Raw genomic sequence first — 19,942 nt, forward strand, 5'->3', positions numbered from 1 at the left:
CCCGTTCCGGGTGCCTAGAAGACAAAGCCGATCGCTGCATAGAGATGATAGCCGGTCTGGTGATCGGCCCATGTCGGACCGGCGGATAGCAACAGCGATGCCGGTCCGCCCAGATGCACGATCGAGCCGAGACCAGCGCGTGTTTGTGACGTGGCGCCAAGCGTATCCGCGCTTTGATACGTCAACTCCGCACCCAGCAGGATCTGGTCGGTCAGGTTCTGGGTTACCGCGATCGCGGCCTGCCAGACGTCCCGGTTGCCCGGGCCCGGGTTGATCAGATAGCCGCCACCGCCGAAGACGCTGGTGCCACCGCCAAAGTCCTTGCCGAGCCACAGCGGCAGGAGGAAGCGCGTTTTCTCGTCCGGATTGTGGCTCGCCGTCGGCAGGATGGCGCGAGGGAAGACAGAGGCGGAAATGCCGCGCCCCTCGTCGTGGAAGAAGCGGTATTTGACCCCGAGCTCGACGTCGCCAGTGCCGCTCTGCCAGCCTCCGCCCCGCACATGAGAGAAGCCGAGCGGGAGCGTTGCGGTCAGCTGAACGTCCTTCACCGGACCATAGTTCAGATCGAGACCGGCATCTCCATCGAACGCCGATCGCTGTCCCTCGGCGGCACCGAACGCATAGATCTCCCAGTGACCGGTATCTGTCGGGATCGGATCGTCGGTGAGAAAGGGCGGCCCCGCCTGCAACGGCGCGGCCAAGGCTGCCATGCCGAAAACCAGCAGCCGGTGCGCGAGCTTCACGTCGCCGCGTCCGCCTGCCCAGGATGTCCACCGGGCCGTTGCGGCAAAATGGCGATCAGCAAGACGATGACGACGGCGAGCACGACCGAAGCGATCGGACGGCTCATCTCGAGCCCACCCTTGGCAACCGGCTTGTCCAGCCAGTCGCCGACCGTTGCGCCCAGCGGGCGGGTCAGGATGAAGGCTGCCCAGAACAGCATGACCCGAGATATCTTCGTGCCGAAATACAGGATCGCGAGCAGGGCAAGGGCCGCGCCGAACACCAACGCGCCGCCCGAATAGCCAAGGCCCCAACCGCCCTCGCTCACCGGGTCTGCGCTCCAGTCACCGAGCGCGGTGCCGAGCGTTTGCGAGAAGGTGATCGTCAGCCAGTAGAAGCTCTCCTCGCGCGGGCCAGAGACCGCGTTGACGTCGACGGTACCAACGGTCCGCCACCAAATGAACAACGACAGCAGCACACAAGCGAGGAGCAGCAGGGAGCCGCCGGGATAGCCGATTCCAAGCGACCGGTCGGCGAAGTCAGCCAGGGTCGTGCCGCACGTCGTCGAGCCGACGATCGTCGCCCAGTACAACCACGGGTTCAGCTCGCGCGAACGAACCTGCGCCCAGACAAGCGCGATCAAGAGCACCCCGAAGATCGCGGTCCCGATCAGATAGCCGTTGGGCACCGGGTGAGCCGTGGTTTCCCCGAGCCAACTCATCGTGACGGTATCGCCGCCGGTCTCGCCGAGCGTCGTCGCCAGGATCTTGATGACCCAGAATCCCAGGGTGACAGCCGGAACCTTTGAAATCACGTCGGCCGGAAACTTCGCACTGCTCATGCCTGGCCGTTCCTCGTTCAGACGCTCTCTATCGTGTGCATACCAATACAACGACGCGACAACAGCGCGCGCAATTCACTCGTCGACAACGGAAACGAACCGTCGCCATCCAGGTCCCGGGCGCCGGCGGTCAGCCCGACGGATTTCGTCGATCAGCGAAGGTGGAAGGTCACCGCGGCTTCTACGGCTCCGCCAAAGCCGCGGTCGGGGCGGGGGCGATCGTCCTGCAGGCGGCCGCCGAGGCTGAAGTCGGCGAACTTGGCGGGGACGACGACGCGCGCCTCCATATAGTTGATGGTCACCGGGGCCGGGCTGACGATGTTGGCGGCGCCGGTCTGCAGGGTCGAGACCCGTGCGCGGTGCAGGCTGAGCGTATAGCTGCGGTCGTGCGCGTCGGTGACGTTGGCCTGCAGCGTCAGCAGCCGCGAGTCGCTGTCGAGGCTGAAGCCCAGTGTGCGGTCGCGGTAGCGCATGCCGTCGGGATAGCGGCTGTTGTTATAGCTGACGCCGTAGCCGACGTTGTTGAAGCTGAAGATGTCGCGGGTGGCGATGCTGCTGGTGTATTCGGTAGTCAGACGCGCCGTGTTGGCGCCGACCGGAACCCATACGCTGGCACCGACCAGATGACTGGTGAACGAATGCGAGAACGGGTTGGTGTCCTCGTTCATGAACTGCGCGTAAATCTCGACCGGGTAGCCGCCGATGCTGTTGCTGTAGCGGACGTCGATATTGCCCTGGTCGTTGCTGTCATTGACGTTCTTGTCGTTATTGCGGATGTCGAAGTAGGCCTTCAACGGGTTGCAGTCATGACCGCTGCCGCACAGCATCTGGGTCCGCGTCAGGCCGATCTCCAAGCCCTTTACCGGCGCGAAGGTAAAGCGGAACCCGTTGTAGGCGGTGTTGCCCGCCAGGCGAGGATCGTCGAGAATGCCGACGAAGAACTCCGCTCGCCACGGCCCGATCCAGCTCAGCAGCGGCGTTCCGAAGCGCTGCGGCGAACTGGTGGCGATGCCGATCTGCGGGATCGGCCGGGCATTGGTCGATGCGCTGAGCGCCGAAACCCAGCCGGGGCCCCACCAATGGTTGACATAGCCGCCATAGACCATCGCGCCGCCGAACTGGTGCGCGATGTAGCTGCCGTCGAGATCGATCTTGGTGCCGCCGGCACGGGTGCTGTCGGTGATCGCCCCGGCCGCGATGTGCGTTGTCGTACCGCCGGCATTATATTCGAGAACGGCCTGCGCCTGCGCCTTGCCCTGGCCCTGTGCGTCGAAACCGCGGATCAGCGCCGGGCGGTTCGTCGCATCGACCACCGCGTCGACGTGCAGCGTGTCCTGCTCGGTCTCGTGCAACGCCCGGGCACGGACGCGTCGGGCGGCTTCCTGGATGAAGCGCGGCTGGCTGGCGAGCGCCGGGTTGTCGAGGGCGGCAGCCACGCCGCGCCACGGCAGCGGCCATTGCGTGCCCAGCGTCGTCAGGACACCAGCGTTGGTCAGCAGCGATACGTCGGAGCGCAATTGTGCGTCCCCGGCTTCGGCCCAGGCCCCAGCGAGCGCCGGCGCGCCCGGCAGCAGAGGCAGCATGGCCACCAGCAGGTAGCGCATTTTCAGCAGATTACGCGGCAAGTCTGGTCTCCCGGCGCCGATGCGCCCGATGCGGCGCCTCGTTAGCTCGCTACGGAGACGGACTCAACCGCGGCGGGCCTCAGCGCCGCGGTGCAAAGCCCGGCATCACCGGTGGCGGCGCGCGGTTACGGTCGCGACGCGGCAGCTGCGCCTGGTAGGCGATGGCGCAATGCTCGGTGCAATAGGGGAAGCTCGCCTGTGAAGGCTTGCCGCAGAAGTGGAAATCCGGCTCGCCGGGATGCCCGATCGGCCATTTGCAGACCTTCTCCGACAGGTCGAGCAGCGTCGTCTTGGCCGGCTTGGCCGGCGGGGCGGGGCGGACGATCTTGCGGACCGGCGGGACGGGGGCAGGGCGGGCGGCGACGGGCTCGACCGGCGCAGTCGCCTCGGCGACGGGTGCGGCTGCCGGCTCGGCGACCGACTCCTCGAGCACCGCGGCGATCGTCGCCTCGCCACCGGCGCGCACCGGCGACGGGCGCGACTTCAGGCCGAGGCGGTGCGCCTTGCCGATCACTGCGTTACGACTGACACCCTCGCCGAGAACTTCGGCGATCTGGCTCGCGGTGAGCCCGGACTCCCAGCTGGTGCGGAGCAGTTCGATACGGGCGTCGGTCCACGACATGGGCGGTCTATCCTTAGGTGCGTCGGCTGAACTGCTTGCAGCGATGCGGTGCGCGGGGGTAGGACGCTCGCATGCTCGACAAGACCGCCCAACTGCCGCTGAGTAGCGGCCATGCCGAACCGGGTGTGGTGATTATCCACTCGGTCAACTGGCAGGGCCTGAAGACGCTCTATCTGAAGGAGGTGCGCCGGTTTTTCAAGGTGCAGCTTCAGACCGTCTGGGCACCGGCGATCACGACGTTGATGTTCCTGGTGATTTTCGCGGTCGCCATGACCCGCTCGCGGCCGACGGTGCTGGGCGTGCCCTATGCCGATTTCCTCGGGCCGGGGCTGATCGTCATGGGTATGATCCAGAACGCCTTCGCCAACACCTCCTCGTCGCTGCTGATCGCCAAGATCCAGGGCACCATCGTCGACGTGCTGATGCCGCCGCTGTCGACCACCGAATTGCTGGTGTCCTGGGTCGGCAGCGCGGTGACGCGCGCCTGGCTGGTCGGCCTGGCGGTGTGGCTGGCGATGCTGCTCGCGCCCGGCGTCGACGTACCGATCCGCTATCCGCTGGTGGTGCTGTACTTCGGCACGATGGGCGCGATCATGCTGGCGCTACTCGGCATCCTGACCGGTATCTGGGCCGACAAGTTCGACCATGCCGCCGCAGTGACCAACTTCGTCATCCAGCCGCTGACGCTGCTGTCGGGCACCTTCTACGCCATCGACAAGGTCAGCCCGGCGATGCGCGCGGTCAGCCATGCCAACCCGTTCTTCTACATCATCGACGGCTTCCGCTACGGCTTCCTCGGCGTGTCCGACGGGCTGGCGGTGCAGGGCGCGGTGATGCTGCTGGTCGTCGACCTGGCGCTGTGGCTGCTGTGCTTCCGCCTGCTCAAGAGCGGATGGCGGCTGCGCGCCTGATCCTGCTGGCGCTACTGGCGGCGGCGGCTCCGGCTGCCGCGCCGTGGGAAGCGCCGCAGCAGTTGGTCAAGCTCGCCGACGGGCGCCGGCTCAACCTGTACTGCACCGGGCAGGGCAGCCCGACCGTGATCTTCGAGTCGGGGTTCGGCGGGACGATCTGGACCTGGGCGAGGACCCAGCCGCTGGTTGCCGCCACCAATCGCGCCTGCGCCTATGACCGCGCCGGGCTGGGGTTCAGCGATCCCGGTCCGATGCCGCGCGACGGCGCCGCGACCGCTGCCGACCTTGCCCAGCTCCTCGCCGCCGCGCGCATCGCACCGCCATATGTGCTGGTCGGCCATTCCGCCGGGGCGATGTCGATGCGCCTGTTCGCCGATGCCCATCCGCGCGAGGTCGCCGGCATGGTGCTGGTCGATCCGTCGATCGAGGGCCAGTTCGATGGGCAGGAGGCTGCCGTCGCCACCCGCGTCGCACGCTACGAAGTCTGCGCTGTCGCCGCCGAAGCCCGCGGCTTGCCCTCGACCGAGCCCGGCCTGCGCCACTGCGACTTCAAGCCGATCGCCCGCCTGTCGGCGCAGATGAACGCCAACTTCGCCGCGGAGCGCCTGAACCCGAGCTATTGGCGCACCCAGGCGAGCGAATATGCGAGCATCGCAGGCGCAACCAGCGCTGAACTGCGCCGCGGCCGCCAGAGCTATGGCGACCTACCGCTGGTCGTCCTGACTGCCGGGCAAAGCGCCGCTACCTCGCCGGGCTGGGTCGCCGCGCACGTCGCGCTGGCCGCCCGCTCGACCCGGGGCGAGCAGCGCACGATCGCGGGCGCCTCGCACAACATCATGAACGACGACCCCGCCGCCGTCGCGACCGCGATACGCGACGTCAGCGGCGCCCCGCGTAGCCCTTAGACCGGAACACCGAAGGCCGCATCGGCAACGGCTTGGCGACCGGCGGCACCGGCTTTGGCTCGATCACCGCCGGCCCTTTGCCGACGATCGGCTTGACCACCGCGCCCGATGCCAACTTGGCCAGCGCTCGCGCCAGCCCCAGCGAACCCTTGAGCCGTGACCGCACGTCGCCCCAGTCGCCGCCGATATACAGCTTGTTGTCCGGTCGCAGCTTGGCCCGCGTGCCAAGCCGGTGGATGTAGTCGAGCAGCGCCTGCGGCTCGGCAAAGCTGTCGTTCTGGAAGGTGATCAGCGCACCCTTTTGCCCGGCCTCCAGCTTTGCCACCCGCGCCTGCAGGCAGAATTGCTTGATCTCGATGACCTGCACCAGGTTCGACACCTCCTCGGGCAGCGGCCCGAAGCGGTCGATGAGTTCCGCCGCAAAACCGTCGACCTGCGAGCGGTCCGCCAGCTCGTTCATCCGCCGGTACAGCGCCATCCGCAGGTTGAGGTCGGGGACATAATCCTCCGGGATCAGGATCGGCGCATCGACGGTGATCGACGGCGAGAAGGTCTCCGGCGGCGGCTTGACCCCCGCCGCACCGGCGCGCGCCTCCAGGATCGCATCCTCCAGCATCGACTGGTACAGTTCGAAGCCGATCTCGCGGATATGCCCCGACTGCTCGTCGCCCAGCAAATTGCCCGCGCCGCGAATGTCGAGGTCGTGGCTCGCCAGCTGGAACCCCGCCCCGAGCGAATCGAGCGTCGACAGTACGTGCAGGCGTTTCTCCGCCGTCTCGGTGATCTGCAGGTCCGCCGGCGTCGTCATGTACGCATAGGCACGGACCTTGGCCCGCCCGACGCGCCCGCGCAGCTGGTAAAGCTGTGCCAAGCCGAACCGGTCGGCACGGTGCACGATCAGCGTGTTGGCGGAGGGAATGTCCAGTCCGCTCTCGATGATCGTTGTCGACAGCAGCACGTCGTAGCGCCGGTCGTAAAAGGCGCTCATCCGCTCCTCGACCTCGGTCGGCGACATCTGGCCGTGCGCGGTGACGAAGGTCACCTCGGGGACGTTATCCCTTAGGAATTGCTCGATATCCGCCAGGTCGGCGATGCGCGGCGTGACGAAGAAGCTCTGCCCGCCGCGATAATGCTCGCGCAGCAGCGCCTCGCGCATGACCACCTCGTCCCACGGCATGACGTAGGTCCGCACGGCCAGCCGATCGACCGGCGGCGTCGCGATGATCGACAGCTCGCGCAGGCCGGTCAGCGCCATCTGCAGCGTCCGCGGGATCGGCGTCGCGGTCAGCGTCAGGACATGGACATCGGTCTTGAGGTTCTTCAGCCGTTCCTTGGCCGTCACGCCGAAGCGCTGCTCCTCGTCGACGATGACCAGCCCGAGACGCTTGAACTCGACCGATTTCGCCAGGATCGCGTGCGTCCCGACGATGATGTCGACGGTGCCGTCGGCCAGCCCCTCGCGCGCCAGCTTGGCGTCGCCTGCGGTGACCAGCCGCGACAGCTGTCGCACCTCGATTGGCAGATGCGCGAAACGCTCACGGAAGCCGGCGTAATGCTGGCGCGCCAGCAGCGTCGTCGGGCAGACGATGGCGACCTGCATCCCCGACATCGCGCCCGCGTACGCCGCGCGCAACGCCACCTCGGTCTTGCCGAAGCCGACGTCGCCGCAGACCAGCCGGTCCATTGGCGAACCGCTCGCCAGATCGCCGAGCACGTCGTCGATGGCGCGCTGCTGGTCCTCGGTCTCGGAATAGGGGAAGCGGTCGGCGAACTCGGCATAGCCCTGCGCATCGGGGATCGCGGCATCGGCCTCGCGCAGCGCCCGGGCGGCGGCGGTCGCCATCAGCTCGCCCGCGATCTCGCGGATGCGGTCCTTCATGCGGCCCTTGCGCGCCTGCCACGCGACGCCGCCGAGCCGGTCGAGCGCGACGCCATCGGAGTCCGAGCCATAGCGCGTCAGCACGTCGATATTCTCGACCGGCACGTACAGTTTCGAGCCGCCGTCGTAGGTCAGCATGACGCAGTCGTGCGGCGCCTTGCCGATATCGACCGCGACCAGACCCTCGTATCGCCCGACGCCGTGGTCGTTGTGGACCAGCAGGTCGCCCGGCGTCAGCATCGCCAGTTCGGCGAGGAACGCGTCGGCCTTCTTCGCCGACTTGCGGCGACGCACCAGCCGGTCGCCGAGCATGTCCTGCTCGGTCAGCACCGCGATATCGTCCTGGGTAAAGCCGTGGTCGAGCGCGACGACGGTCAGCGCGACATTGCCCTTGGCGGCCTCGCCCAGCGCCTCCTGCCACGAGTCCGCCAGCGCGATCTTCTTTACGCCGTGATCGGCCAGCAGCCCGCTCAGCCGCTCGCGCGAGCCGATCGAGTAGCTGGCAAGGATGACGCGTGTTTTGGCCTTGCGCAGCGCGTCGATATGGCCCTGCACCGCCTCATAGACATTGGTCCCGGCGGTCCGCTCCGGCGTGAAGTCGCGTGGCGCCAACGCCCCGCAGTCGATGGTATCGCGCGTCCCGTCGGGCACGCCGAACGGCGAGGTGATATGCGCCTTGGTCGCCACCAGCTTCGCCGCCCATTCCTCGGGCGACAGGTACAGCGCGGTCGTGGCGAGTGGCCGATAGCTGCCCTTCTTCGCCGTCAGCGCCGCCTTGCGGTTGTCGAAATAGTCGGAGATCGCCTCGAAGCGTGCACCCGCCGCGGCCTCGCTGCCGGCGTCGCGGACGATGACCGTGTCCTTGTCGAGATAGTCGAACACCGTCGACAACTCGGGCTCGAACAGCGGCAGCCAGTGCTCCATGCCGGCCAGACGCCGGCCGTTGCTGACCGCCTCGTATAGCGGGTCGCCGGTCGCGGTGGCGCCGAACTCGGACAGGTAGCCGCGACGGAAGCTGGCGATACGGTCGGGGTTGAGCAGCACCTCGCTGACCGGCAGCAGGGTAAAGCCCTCAGATGCCATGATGGTGCGCTGGGTCGACGGGTCGAAGCGCCGGACGGTCTCGATCTCGTCGCCGAAGAAGTCGAGGCGCAGCGCGTCGGACGCACCCGCCGGATACAGGTCGAGCAGGCTGCCGCGGATCGCATATTCGCCCGCGTCGACGACGGTGTCGGTGCGGACATAGCCGTTGGCGGACAGGATCGCCGCCAGCTTGTCGCGGTCGAAACGCGCGCCGGGCTTGATCAGTGCGGTCAGCTCGCGGATGCGCTGCGGGCCGATGGTCCGCTGCAGCATCGCGTTCACAGTGGTGACCAGCAGCTGCGCGCGGGTGGTGGGCGCCGCCAGCGCCGCGAGCGCTGCCAGCCGGTCGCTGGCGACGCGCAGGCTCGGCGAGGCGCGGTCGTAGGGCAGGCAGTCCCACGCCGGCAGGTACACCGTTTCCAATTCGGGCGCGAAGAAGTGCGCCGTGTCCATCATCGTCCGCGCGCCCGCATCGTCCGAGGCGACGAACACCGCGCGACCCTTGGCGGCGCGCGCGATGTCGGCGACCAGCCACGCCAGATAGCCGCCGGGAGCGCCCGCCAAGGTCAGCGGGCGCGAGGACGCGACGACGTGTTTGACTTCGATCAACGCATCACTTTCGAGACATAATCGAGCTTGAGCAGCGCATCGAGTTGCGGACCGTGATAGCGCGGCGGCGCGATCTCGGTGCCGATCGCCCAGGCCATGACGTCGACGTCGATTTCCTCCAGCAACGCCTCGAACCAGCCGAGCTGGTCGGCGTCCCAGGTCTCGACATAACGGTCGCTGAACCCGCCGATCATCAGGTCCGCCTCACGCGTGCCCCGATGCCAGGCGCGGAACTTGGCGCGGCGGCGGCGGAAATCCAGGGTCATGCGGGCTCCAAATAGCGATAGCCGCGACGCCCGTAGTGCGGGCGCGCGGCGGCGTGTAAGGATGTAGATAGAGATGCGGCCCGAACTCCTCAACCCGCTGTTCGCCGAGCTGACTGCGGTCAAAGGTATCGGCGCGACGCTGGCCCGCCAATTGGCGCGGCTGAAGCTGACGCGCGCCGTCGACCTGGTGTTTCACCTGCCGGTCATGGCGATCGACCGGGTCCGGCTGACGACGCTCGACGCGGCCTATGTCGACCGCACCGTCACCGTCGAGATCGAGCCGATGACCTATGAGCCGGGGGCACAGCGGCGGCCATTCAAGGTCCAGTGCCGCGACGTGGGCGGCAATTGGCTGGCGCTGGCGTATTTCGGTGGCGGTGGAGCCTATGCCCAGAAGCTGTTGCCGCTGCACCAGAAACGCGTCGTCAGCGGGCGGCTGGAGCGCTACGGCGACATGCTGCAGATCGCTCATCCGGATTATGTCGTCGCCCCAGCCGACGCCGCGACGATCCCGATGCGGGAGCCGGTCTATGGGCTGACCGAGGGCGTCACCAACAAGCGCATGGGGGCGCTGGTCGCCGCTGCGGTGGAGCGCGCGCCGGTGCTGGCCGAGTGGATCGAACCGAGCGTGCTGGCGAAGCACGGCTGGCCGGCGTGGCGTGATGCGCTGGTCTCGGCGCACGCGCTGCACACGCCGTCGCGCGACCGGCTGGCATATGACGAGCTGCTCGCCAACCAATTGGCATTGCTGCTGGTTCGGGCGGACACGCGACGACGTCGGGGACGACCGCTGGCAGGAACGGGGAAGCTGACCGAGACGCTGGTGGCGTGGCTGCCGTGGTCGCTGACCGATGCGCAGCGGCGGGTGTCGGGCGAGATCGCGGGGGACCTGGCGCAGGCGTCGCCGATGCTGCGGCTGCTGCAGGGCGATGTCGGATCGGGCAAGACGCTGGTCGCGCTGCTGGCGATGCTGGTCGCGGTCGAGAGCGGAGCGCAGGCGGCGCTGCTGGCCCCGACCGAGATCCTGGCGCGGCAGCATCTCGCGACGCTGCAGAAGACGCTGGGCGACCTGCCGGTGCGGATCGCGGTGCTGACCGGGCGCGACAAGGGGCGGGCGCGCGAGGATTTGCTGGCGCGCCTTGCGGCGGGCGAGATCGATATCCTGATCGGGACCCACGCGATCTTCCAGGAAACCGTGCATTACCACGACCTTGGGCTGGTGGTGATCGACGAGCAGCACCGCTTCGGGGTGGCCCAGCGGCTGCTGCTGGCGGCCAAGGCACGGGTGACGCCGCACCTGCTGGCGATGACCGCGACGCCGATCCCGCGGACCCTGGCGTTGACCACCTATGGCGAGATGGACGTTTCGCAGATCGACGAACTGCCGCCCGGCCGGGTGCCGATCGAGACGCGGGTGTCCTCGACCGAGAAGCTCAACGACGTCTTCGCCGGCCTGCGCCGCCACATCGAGGGCGGCGGCCAGGCCTATTGGGTCTGCCCGCTGGTCGAGGGCAACGAGCAGGGCGACGAGGCCGCCGCCGAAACCCGCGCCGCCCACCTCCGCCAGCAGTTCGGCGACGCCCGCGTCGGCCTCGTCCACGGCCGCATGAAGCCTGCCGACAAGGACGCCGCCATGGCCGCCTTCGCCGCCGCCGAGACTGCGATCCTGGTTGCCACCACCGTTATCGAGGTCGGCGTCGACGTGCCCAACGCCTCGCTGATGATCGTCGAGGCGGCCGAGCGCTTCGGCCTCGCCCAACTTCACCAGTTGCGCGGCCGGGTCGGGCGGGGCACGGCGCGCTCGGTCTGCCTGCTGCTGCGTGGCGACAACCTCACCGAGACCGCCACCGCGCGCCTGAAGCTGATGCGCGAGACCAACGACGGCTTCCGCATCGCCGAGGAAGACCTGCGCCTGCGCGGCGCCGGCGAGATCCTCGGCGTCCGCCAGTCGGGCGAGGAAATCTTCCGCATCGCCGACCCCGATCGCCTGCCGAAACTGCTGCCGATCGCCCGTGATGACGCCCGACTGCTGCTCGACCGCGACGGCGGCCTCGACTCACCCCGCGGCGCGGCGGCGCGCAATCTGTTGTATCTGTTCGAGCGCGATGCAGCCGTGGGCTTGCTGCGGTCGGGCTGAGCGCCTAGTCGCGGCGGCGATGCTCCTGCGTTTTACCGTTCTCCTGATGATTGCCGTGCCGCTGTCGTCGATCGCCCCGCCGGCGGCCGCGTCGCCGCCGACATGGGCGATGCCGCTGCTCTCCGATGCGCTGGCCGCTCACCAATCCGGTCGCTTCACCCAGGCTGCGCATAATTTCCGCCGGCTCGCCGGACAGGGCTCCGCGGTTGCCGAGACGATGCTCGGCGTCATGGCGTCGCGCGGGCAGGGCATGGCGCGCGATCCTGCGACGGCCGCGACCTGGTGGCTGCGTGCCGCCCGGCGCGGCTATCCCCCGGCCCAGCTGGCGCTTGCCCGGGCCTGTGCCGAGGGCAGCGGCATCGCGCGAGATCGTGGTTCCGCCTGGGTCTGGGCGCGCCTGGCAGCGAACCGCGGTGACGCTCCGACCGCTGCCAAGGCCACGGCGCTCGCAACCCGGCTGGCGCGAGAGTTCGACGCCCCGACGCTGACGCTGCTAGACCAGCGCCTGCAGCAATGGCGTCCGTGGGCGACGCTGGAGTAGCGGGCTTTTAGCCTGCCACCAAGATCCCGTGGCGCTTCTTGCCCGCCGAGATCCGTGCTCCCGCCTCGACCATCGCCGCTTCGTCGTTGACCGCAGCGCCCTCGATCCGCGCCCCGCCACCGGCGACCAGCCGCCGAGCTTCGCCTTTCGACGCGGCGAAACCCAAACCGACTAGCGCATCGAGCAGGGTCACTGGGCCGCTGACCGCAAAGCTGGGCAAATCGTCCCCCGCGCCGCCCGCCTCGAACGTCGCTGCGGCAGTCGCGCTGGCGCCTGCCGCAGCCTCGGCACCCCGGCACAGCGCCGTCGCGGCATCGGCAAGCACGGCCTTCGCCGCATTGATCTCCGACCCCGGCAGAGCCTCCAGCCTCGCGATTTCGTCCAGCGGCAGGTCCGTGAAGATGCGCAGGAACTTCCCGACATCGGCGTCGTGCGTGTTCCGCCAGAACTGCCAATAGTCATACGCCGGCAGCGAATCTTCGTGCAGCCAAACTGCGCCTGCCGCGGTCTTGCCCATCTTGGCGCCGTCGGCAGTCGTGATCAGCGGCGTCGTCAGGCCATAGGCCGGCTTGCTGTCGACACGGCGGATCAGGTCGGTGCCGTTGACGATATTGCCCCACTGGTCCGACCCGCCCATCTGTAGCGTGCAGCCGACCCGGCGTGACAGCTCAAGGTAATCATACGCCTGCAGGATCATGTAGTTGAATTCGAGGAAGCTCAGCGGCTGCTCCCGGTCGAGCCGCAGCCGCACCGAATCGAAGGTCAGCATGCGGTTAATCGAGAAATGCCGCCCGATGTCGCGCAGGAACGGGATATACGCCAAGCCGTCGAGCCAGTCGGCATTGTCGACCATCACCGCGTCGCTAGGCCCGTCGCCAAAGGTCAGGAAGCGTTCGAAGATCCGCTTGATACTGGCCATGTTGGCGGCGATCCGCGCATCGTCGAGCAGCTGCCGACCGGCGTCCTTGCCGGAAGGATCACCGACCTTGGTGGTGCCGCCGCCGAGCAGAACGACCGGCTTGTGCCCTGCCTGCTGCAGCCGCCGCAGCATCATGATCGACACCAAATTGCCGATATGGAGTGACGGCGCGGTGCAGTCGTAGCCGACATAGGCGGTCACCACGCCGCTGCTGGCCGCATCATCGAGCGCCACGGCGTCGGTGATCTGGTGGATGTAGCCGCGTTCGTCTAGCACGCGGAGGAAGTCGGATTTGTAGGTCATGGCGGAGGCTGCCTAGCATGAGCGGACCAGTTCAGGGAACTCTCGCCGTTGGGCTGATGTCGGGCACCTCGATGGACGGCATCGACGCGGCGCTGATCGAAACCGACGGCGACCGCCAGGTTCGCCGCATCGCATTCGGCGGTACGCCCTACAGCGAAGTGACGCGCGAGCGGCTGCGCGCGGCGTGTGCCGCGGCTCTGGCGATGGAGCGGCCGGGTCCACATCCGGCGATCGACGCCGCCGCCCGCGAGTTGACGCTGGCGCATGCCGCCGCGGTGTCGATGCTGCTCGATCAGGCGGGAGTCGAAGCCGCCGATGTCGAAGTCATCGGTTTCCACGGCCAGACTGTCGCCCATCGCCCGGACCGCGGCTGGACCTGGCAGATCGGTGACGGCGGGCTGCTGGCGCAACTGACCGGCGTACGGGTGGTCAGCGACTTCCGCTCCGCCGATGTCGCGGCGGGCGGGCAGGGCGCTCCGCTTGCGCCCGGCTATCACCGCGCGCTGGCGGCTGGGCTGGAACGGCCGCTCGGGGTGCTCAACCTTGGCGGCGTCGGCAATATCACCTGGCTGGGTGACGACGACTGGCTGAGCTTCGACACCGGGCCGGCGAATGCCTTGATCGACGACTGGGTGCGCGCCGAGGCCGGCCTGAGCCACGACGCTGGCGGCGAACTTGCGGGACGCGGCACGGTCCATCCAGACGTGCTCGACAGCCTGTCCGACAACCCCTGGTTCGACCTGGCACCCCCCAAGTCGCTGGACCGCGGCGATTTCTCGTCGCAGCCGGCGCGCGGCCTCGACCTCGCCGATGGTGCCGCGACGCTGACTGCCTTCACCGCCGAGACCGTCGCGCTGGCCCTTGCCCATGTCCCCCAGACACCCCTCCGCTTGCTGGTCACTGGCGGCGGCCGCCACAATGCGACCTTGATGAGGATGCTTGCTGAGCGCACCAGCATGCCTGCCGAGCCGGTCGAGGCGGTTGGCTGGGAGGGCGACGCACTGGAGGCCGAAGCCTTCGCCTGGCTCGCCGTCCGCGTGCTCAACGGCTGGCCGACGAGCTGGCCCGAAACGACCGGCGTCCGGGCCCCGACCTGCGGTGGCGTCGTCAGCGAATTGCAGCCTCGCGAGCTTTAGCGGCTCGCGACACCGAATAGTTTGACCCTCGCGGGCCGGGCCGCGTCAGGTTCGCGGCTACGGAATTTGCCTGCGTCAGACGGTCGAACCGACCGCATTTCGATCGACCGGTTCCGCACGTCGGCGGCAAGGTGTCGCCGGCCAGCCAAGCGCGGAACGGCATCCGCCACGTCCTCGTTCAGCGACTCCCCTGTCGCCTGCGCGAGTATCCACACTGATGTTTGTCGAACCCGTTGGTGCCACTGAACTCGTTGTAGAAGCTCAAGGAGTTGCCGGTGCGCCGCGCCAGATGGCGGCAATCGGGGTGGTGGCGGCGCGGTTGGCGGAGGCGCTGGCGCAGGGTGACGTGGTCTATGTCGCCACTGACGAGCAGCGCGCCGAGATGGTCGCGACAGCGCTGACGGCCGCCGCGCCGGATGCCGAGGTGCTGCATTGCCCGTCCAGCGACGCTCTGCCCGGCGACACTGCGCCGGCATCGCCCGCCAATGTCGGGCGGCGGGTGGCGGCGCTGCACCGGGCACGTGCTGCGTCGTTGAGCCGAGAGCGCCGAATTGCCCTAGTTACAACCGCCGAGGGAGCAGCGCGCCTCTATCCGCCGGTGACAGCATTCGATGCCGCCCTGCCGCGATTGACGGTCGGAGAGCCGTTCGAGATCGAGGCGTTCGACGCCCTGCTTAACGACCTCGGCTACTTTGCCGACGAGCGGGTCGATGAGCCGGGCGAGATCGCCATCCGTGGGCAGGTCGTCGACATCTTTCCCGCCGATGCCGGGCTGCCGGCGCGGATCGAGCTGGCCGATGGGCGGATCACCGCGATCCGATGCTATGACCCGGTTACCCAGCTCCGCACCGCAGACCTGGAGCAGCTGGAGATAGGTCGCAGCGCCGAACCGCCTCTCGGTGATGCGCCGGTGACGCTGTTTGACCACCTCCCCGACGCGGCGGTGGCACTGGACCCGGACGCAATGCGCCTGCGCGACCGCTTCGTCGGACTGGTGGCGGACGCGGCACGACTGCGACCGGGTTCGCGAGTTGAGCCGGTTGCCGACGCGGCGCGGTGGTCGGCGACGCTTGCCGGGCGGCGGCTGGTCGACGTGGCGCAGGACGGCGAGACAGCAGGCAAGCGCTTCGTCGAGGGCAAGGCACCGCTGCGGGCGTTCGGACGCGCGTTGAAGGCGGCGATGTCGGATGGCGACCGCACGATCCTGGCCGGATCGGCGCGGGATCTGCGGTTCCTGGGGGCGCAGCTTCGCAAGATCGGTGTGGTGACGGAGCCGCTGGCGGGCTGGCTTGGCGAGACCGTCCCGAACACCGTTGCGATGCTGACGATGCCATTGGAGCGCGGTTGGCAACGGCCGGGCCTCAGCGTCTTCGCCGCCGCCGACGTGCTCGGCAGCCGCGCGCTGACCGGCGTTACGAACAGCGCGGCGAGCAATCCCCTGGTTGGTGAAGCCGGCGAGTTCCGCCCCGGCGACGTGGTCATCCATGAAGATCACGGCATCGGCATTGTCACCGGCCTCGAGTTGGTGCCGGGCGATGACGGCGGCGACGCGATCATGCTGGACTATGCCGGGGGTGCGCGGCGCCTGGTGCCCGTTGCTGAAGCAGACCGGATCTGGCGTTATGGGGCCGACGCCGATGCTGTCGCACTCGACCGCCTCGACGGCTCGAGCTGGCTGAAGCGGCGTGGGGAAATCGATGCGGCGATCGCCGAGAGCGCCCGCGCGCTGACGGCCATGGCGAGCGCCCGGGCCGAGCTGACCGCGCCGTGCTTCGAGCCCGATGCCGCAGCCTATGAGCGCTTCAGTGCCGGCTTTCCGTTCACCGAAACCCCCGACCAGGCTCGCGCCATTGCCGCGGTCCGCGCTAACCTCGCTTCGGGCAAGCCGATGGACCGCCTGGTCGTAGGGGATGTCGGCTATGGCAAGACCGAAGTCGCCCTGCGCGCCGCAGCTCTTGTCGCGCTCGCCGGCGGCCAGGTCGCCATCGCCGCCCCGACGACTGTCCTGGTACGCCAGCACCTCGACAGCTTCAGGCGCCGCTTCGAGGGCATGGGCATCGAAGTCGCCAGTCTTTCGCGCCTCTCCACCGCCGCCGAGAAGAAGGCGACCAAGGCAGGCCTCGCCAACGGCTCGATCGCGATCGTCATCGGCACCTCCGCCGTCGCCACCGCGACCTACGCCAACCTCGGGCTGGTCGTCATCGACGAGGAGCAACGCTTCGGCAGTGCCGATAAGGCCCGGCTGCGCAACCTCAACGACAATAGTCACAGCTGCACGCTGACCGCCACCCCGATCCCACGCACTCTCCAGACTGCGCTGGTCGGCCTCCAGCAGCTGTCGATCATCGCCACGCCGCCGGCCCGACGCCAGCCGATCCGCACCAGCGTTGCCAGCTTCGATCCCGCCACCGTGCGCACCGCCCTGCTCCGCGAGAAGGGGCGGGGCGGCCAAAGCTTCGTCGTCGTTTCGCGCATCGAGGACATGGCTCCGATGGCCGAGAAGCTGCGCGCACTCGCTCCCGAACTCGTCATCCGCGAGGCGCATGGCAAGATGACCCCCGCCGACATCGACGATGCCATGGTGCGCTTTGCCGAGGGCGACGGCGACGTGCTGCTCGCCACCAACATCATCGAGGCCGGTCTCGACGTGCCTCGCGCCAATACCATGATCGTCTGGCGCGCCGACCGCTTCGGCCTGTCCCAATTGCACCAGCTGAGGGGGCGCGTCGGTCGCGGCGGGCGTCGCGGCCAGGTGCTGCTGCTGACCGATCCCGGCAGCCGGATCGCCGATGCGACGCTCAACCGGCTGCGCACGCTGCAGGCCTTCGACCGTCTCGGCGCCGGCTTCGCGATCAGCGCTCGCGATCTCGACATGCGGGGCGCCGGCGACCTGCTCGGCGACGCCCAGGCTGGCCATATGAAGCTGATCGGCGTCGACCTGTACCACCACCTCCTCGAAAGCGCCCTGCGTTCGGCGCGCGGCGAGGTGGTCGACCGCTGGAGCCCCGATCTTCACCTTGGCCATGCCGGCAGCCTGCCGCCCGCATGGATTCCTGAAGTCGAAGTCCGTATCGCGCTGTACGGGCGGCTGGCTCGCCTGACCGATCCGGATGCGCTTGCCAGCTTCGAGGCCGAGCTCGAGGACCGCTTCGGCGCGCTGCCCGACGAAGCGCGCATGCTGCTCGACATCGCCGCGATCCGGGCCATGGCCTGTGTCCTGAAGATCGCGCGGATCGACGCCGGTCCGGCCGCCATCGCGTTCACCCCCCGCCGGGACTTCGACGCCGTCATCGCTCATGCCGAACTCGAGCGCAAAGGCGATCGCCTGCTGCTGCTCGACCGGATCGCCGACGGTGGCGAGCGGGTGGCGCGGGTCAAGCAACTGTTGGAGCAGATGCTGGAGAGCGGGTCGTGACGAAATTCATTGTGCCACGACGCAACAAAATAACTGACAGCGCGAAAAGACGCTGCTAAGAGGCCTCCAGTTCGCGCCGGTGGCCTTAACCATCCCCGGCTCGTTCATACCATCGATGGACGTATAGCTCAGTTGGTAGAGCAGCTGACTCTTAATCAGCGGGTCCCAGGTTCGAACCCTGGTGCGTCCACCACCCCTCCGCCGTACCGAAGTCTGCCAGCAGCGCATGACGCCCGGCGATCGGGTCTGCGCCAGCTTACGGCTTGCCAGGCTCCCTGATCGAATTTCCGCGCCGGTCTCGGGTCACTTGCCGTTGGGCAAAATGCCGCGGCGGTATCCGCTCCGATGAGCTCTGCTCATCGCCTTTTTGAGCCTCCCTCACGCGGCCAAAGCAGTTTGTCTGCGTTAATGCTGCGAGCGGCGTGCCGCATGAAGGATCCCTGATGTCGAATTTACCTCAACTCGAAGTGTCTCGCCGTGGCGTTCTCACCGGCGGGGCGGCCGCCGCTATTGCTGTCGGTCCGGTCGCTGCCGCGCCTCCAGCATCGCCCCAGGGGCGACCCGAATCGACGATGCCGGTGCGCTTCACCGTCAACGGCGAGCGACGCGCGCTGGCGCTGGATCCCCGGACGACGCTGCTCGATGCCCTCCGTGAGCATCTTCACCTGAACGGCACCAAGAAGGGCTGCGATCATGGCCAGTGCGGGGCCTGCACGGTGATGGTCGGCGGCGTCCGCATCAACTCCTGTCTCAGCCTTGCGGTGATGCACGAGGGTGACGACATCGTCACCATCGAAGGGCTCGGCACTCCCGAGAAGCTGCACCCGATGCAAGCCGCCTTCATCAAGCACGACGGCTATCAGTGCGGCTATTGCACCCCCGGTCAGATCTGCTCCGCCGTAGCGGTCCTCGCCGAGATCAGGCAGGGCATCCCGAGCCACGTCCAGGAGGATCTTACCAAGGCGCCCAGCGCCACCAACGCCGAGATCCGCGAGCGCATGAGCGGCAATATCTGCCGCTGCGGCGCTTATTCGAACATCGCCGAGGCGATGGCCGAAGTCGCCGGGGCAGTCGCATGAGGGCCTTTACCTACGAGCGAGCGACCGACCCCATCGCGGCCGTGCGTGCCGTGGCCGGACGGCCCGGCGCCAAGTTCATTGCCGGCGGGACCAACCTGCTCGACCTGATGAAGATCGAGGTCGAGACGCCGACGCACCTTGTCGACGTCCAGGATCTCGGCTTCGACAAGATCGAAGCGACGCGCGACGGGGGCCTGCGGATCGGCGCACTGGTCACCAACACCACGCTGGCCGCCGACGAGCGGATCCGGCGCGACTATGCCGTGTTGTCACGTGCGATCCTGGCCGGCGCATCGGGGCAGTTGCGCAACAAGGCATCGACTGCCGGCAACCTGCTGCAAAGAACCCGTTGCCCGTATTTCTATGACATCAACATGCCGTGCAACAAGCGCCAGCCCGGCTCCGGCTGCGCGGCGATCGGTGGCTATTCGCGCCAGCTCGGGATCATCGGGGTCAGCGACAAGTGCATCGCCACTTTCCCCGGCGACATGGCCGTGGCGATGCGCGTGCTCGATGCGGTGATCGAGACGGTCGATGCGACCGGCGGCACCCGTTCGATTCCGATCGCCGATTTCCATCGTCTTTCGGGCGACCATCCCGAGCAGGACACGGCGCTCAAGGCGGGCGAACTCATCACGGCAGTGACGTTGCCACGCCCGCTTGGCGGCAAGCACTTCTATGAGAAGGTGCGCGACCGTGCTTCATATGCCTATGCCCTCGTCTCCGTCGCCGCGGTGATCCAGCCGGACGGTACGGGCCGCGTGGCGTTCGGTGGCGTCGCTCCCAAGCCGTGGCGCGTCGAAGCGGCCGAGGCATTGCTGCCCCAAGGCGCCGCCGCCGTTACCGAAAAAGCATTCACCGGGGCGACCCCCACTCGCGACAACGCGTTCAAGCTGCCGCTGGCGACGCGCGCGCTCGCCGCCGTCATCGCGCAAGCCAAGGCCTGAT

Annotated in this window: 15 protein-coding genes and 1 tRNA gene; 9 read left to right on the top strand and 7 right to left on the bottom strand. The window is 68.1% G+C overall.

The genetic code is table 11. The features are described 5' to 3' along the window. Positions 1-14: 14 nt before the first annotated feature. The 4 genes from ACOFKW_RS10675 to ACOFKW_RS10690 form a co-directional block, all read right to left on the bottom strand. The gene (locus tag ACOFKW_RS10675; RefSeq protein ID WP_419814135.1) at positions 15-701 is read right to left on the bottom strand and encodes a hypothetical protein; all 687 of its coding nucleotides are present in this window, start codon (positions 699-701) and stop codon (positions 15-17) included. Between the two features lie 38 nt (positions 702-739). After that, positions 740-1,564 carry a hypothetical protein gene (locus tag ACOFKW_RS10680; RefSeq protein WP_419814136.1) on the bottom strand — a complete coding sequence of 275 codons (825 nt, stop codon included), beginning with the start codon at positions 1,562-1,564 and terminating at the stop codon, positions 740-742. Positions 1,565-1,716: 152 nt separating this feature from the next. Then, positions 1,717-3,189: a capsule assembly Wzi family protein gene (locus ACOFKW_RS10685; protein ID WP_419814137.1), complete on the bottom strand. Its 1,473-nt coding sequence runs from the start codon at positions 3,187-3,189 to the stop codon at positions 1,717-1,719. Positions 3,190-3,268: 79 nt separating this feature from the next. Then, a complete protein-coding gene (locus tag ACOFKW_RS10690; protein WP_419814138.1) occupies positions 3,269-3,811 on the bottom strand; it encodes a GcrA family cell cycle regulator in 543 nt (180 codons plus the stop codon). Positions 3,812-3,882: 71 nt separating this feature from the next. Between ACOFKW_RS10690 and ACOFKW_RS10695 the strand changes: the two genes are divergently transcribed. Continuing rightward, positions 3,883-4,722, top strand: coding sequence for an ABC transporter permease (locus tag ACOFKW_RS10695; protein ID WP_419814139.1), 840 nt, complete (start codon positions 3,883-3,885; stop codon positions 4,720-4,722). Beyond that, a complete protein-coding gene (locus tag ACOFKW_RS10700) occupies positions 4,704-5,627 on the top strand; it encodes an alpha/beta fold hydrolase (RefSeq protein ID WP_419814140.1) in 924 nt (307 codons plus the stop codon). Before ACOFKW_RS10695 ends, ACOFKW_RS10700 begins: the two co-directional genes overlap by 19 nt. On the opposite strand, the gene mfd is transcribed toward ACOFKW_RS10700, so the two are convergent. Both mfd and ACOFKW_RS10710 read right to left on the bottom strand, forming a co-directional pair. Beyond that, entirely contained in the window at positions 5,602-9,198 is a 3,597-nt protein-coding gene (gene mfd / locus ACOFKW_RS10705) for a transcription-repair coupling factor (protein ID WP_419814141.1), read from the bottom strand. The genes ACOFKW_RS10700 and mfd overlap by 26 nt on opposite strands. Next, complete coding sequence (locus tag ACOFKW_RS10710) at positions 9,195-9,464, bottom strand: succinate dehydrogenase assembly factor 2 (RefSeq protein ID WP_419814142.1); 270 nt, start codon at positions 9,462-9,464, stop codon at positions 9,195-9,197. Before ACOFKW_RS10710 ends, mfd begins: the two co-directional genes overlap by 4 nt. A gap of 73 nt (positions 9,465-9,537) precedes the next feature. On the opposite strand from ACOFKW_RS10710, the gene recG reads away from it, so the two are divergent. Further along, positions 9,538-11,601, top strand: coding sequence for an ATP-dependent DNA helicase RecG (recG, locus tag ACOFKW_RS10715; protein WP_419814143.1), 2,064 nt, complete (start codon positions 9,538-9,540; stop codon positions 11,599-11,601). Positions 11,602-11,620: 19 nt separating this feature from the next. Beyond that, positions 11,621-12,142 carry a tetratricopeptide repeat protein gene (locus ACOFKW_RS10720; RefSeq protein WP_419814144.1) on the top strand — a complete coding sequence of 174 codons (522 nt, stop codon included), beginning with the start codon at positions 11,621-11,623 and terminating at the stop codon, positions 12,140-12,142. Between the two features lie 7 nt (positions 12,143-12,149). Here ACOFKW_RS10720 and tyrS read toward each other — a convergent pair whose 3' ends face one another. After that, a complete protein-coding gene (gene tyrS, locus ACOFKW_RS10725; RefSeq protein WP_419814145.1) occupies positions 12,150-13,364 on the bottom strand; it encodes a tyrosine--tRNA ligase in 1,215 nt (404 codons plus the stop codon). Between the two features lie 17 nt (positions 13,365-13,381). Between tyrS and ACOFKW_RS10730 the strand changes: the two genes are divergently transcribed. The 5 genes from ACOFKW_RS10730 to ACOFKW_RS10750 all read left to right on the top strand — a co-directional run bounded on the left by ACOFKW_RS10730 (position 13,382) and on the right by ACOFKW_RS10750 (position 19,941). Next, on the top strand, positions 13,382-14,500 hold the full coding sequence (locus ACOFKW_RS10730; protein ID WP_419814146.1) for an anhydro-N-acetylmuramic acid kinase: 1,119 nt from the start codon (positions 13,382-13,384) through the stop codon (positions 14,498-14,500). Positions 14,501-14,789: 289 nt separating this feature from the next. Next, on the top strand, positions 14,790-17,915 hold the full coding sequence (locus ACOFKW_RS10735; protein WP_419816925.1) for a helicase-related protein: 3,126 nt from the start codon (positions 14,790-14,792) through the stop codon (positions 17,913-17,915). Between the two features lie 117 nt (positions 17,916-18,032). Beyond that, positions 18,033-18,108 (top strand) — tRNA-Lys (locus ACOFKW_RS10740). A 250-nt stretch (positions 18,109-18,358) separates the two neighbouring features. Beyond that, positions 18,359-18,994, top strand: a complete 636-nt coding sequence (gene paoA / locus ACOFKW_RS10745; RefSeq protein ID WP_419814147.1) for an aldehyde dehydrogenase iron-sulfur subunit PaoA — start codon at positions 18,359-18,361, stop codon at positions 18,992-18,994. After that, complete coding sequence (locus ACOFKW_RS10750; RefSeq protein WP_419814148.1) at positions 18,991-19,941, top strand: FAD binding domain-containing protein; 951 nt, start codon at positions 18,991-18,993, stop codon at positions 19,939-19,941. Before paoA ends, ACOFKW_RS10750 begins: the two co-directional genes overlap by 4 nt. The last annotated feature ends 1 nt before the right edge of the window (position 19,942 follow it).

Origin of the sequence: Glacieibacterium sp. (assembly GCF_965200405.1) — a bacterium.
GTDB lineage: Bacteria > Pseudomonadota > Alphaproteobacteria > Sphingomonadales > Sphingomonadaceae > Glacieibacterium.

Excerpts from the sequence above, each read along its gene's own strand:
- ACOFKW_RS10680 (WP_419814136.1), bottom strand. The coding sequence starts at position 1,564 with ATGAGCAGTGCGAAGTTTCCGGCCGACGTGATTTCAAAGGTTCCGGCT.
- ACOFKW_RS10690 (WP_419814138.1), bottom strand. The coding sequence starts at position 3,811 with ATGTCGTGGACCGACGCCCGTATCGAACTGCTCCGCACCAGCTGGGAG.
- ACOFKW_RS10695 (WP_419814139.1), top strand. The coding sequence starts at position 3,883 with ATGCTCGACAAGACCGCCCAACTGCCGCTGAGTAGCGGCCATGCCGAA.
- ACOFKW_RS10700 (WP_419814140.1), top strand. The coding sequence starts at position 4,704 with ATGGCGGCTGCGCGCCTGATCCTGCTGGCGCTACTGGCGGCGGCGGCT.
- ACOFKW_RS10710 (WP_419814142.1), bottom strand. The coding sequence starts at position 9,464 with ATGACCCTGGATTTCCGCCGCCGCCGCGCCAAGTTCCGCGCCTGGCAT.
- recG (WP_419814143.1), top strand. The coding sequence starts at position 9,538 with ATGCGGCCCGAACTCCTCAACCCGCTGTTCGCCGAGCTGACTGCGGTC.
- ACOFKW_RS10720 (WP_419814144.1), top strand. The coding sequence starts at position 11,621 with ATGCTCCTGCGTTTTACCGTTCTCCTGATGATTGCCGTGCCGCTGTCG.
- tyrS (WP_419814145.1), bottom strand. The coding sequence starts at position 13,364 with ATGACCTACAAATCCGACTTCCTCCGCGTGCTAGACGAACGCGGCTAC.
- ACOFKW_RS10730 (WP_419814146.1), top strand. The coding sequence starts at position 13,382 with ATGAGCGGACCAGTTCAGGGAACTCTCGCCGTTGGGCTGATGTCGGGC.
- ACOFKW_RS10735 (WP_419816925.1), top strand. The coding sequence starts at position 14,790 with ATGGCGGCAATCGGGGTGGTGGCGGCGCGGTTGGCGGAGGCGCTGGCG.
- paoA (WP_419814147.1), top strand. The coding sequence starts at position 18,359 with ATGTCGAATTTACCTCAACTCGAAGTGTCTCGCCGTGGCGTTCTCACC.
- ACOFKW_RS10750 (WP_419814148.1), top strand. The coding sequence starts at position 18,991 with ATGAGGGCCTTTACCTACGAGCGAGCGACCGACCCCATCGCGGCCGTG.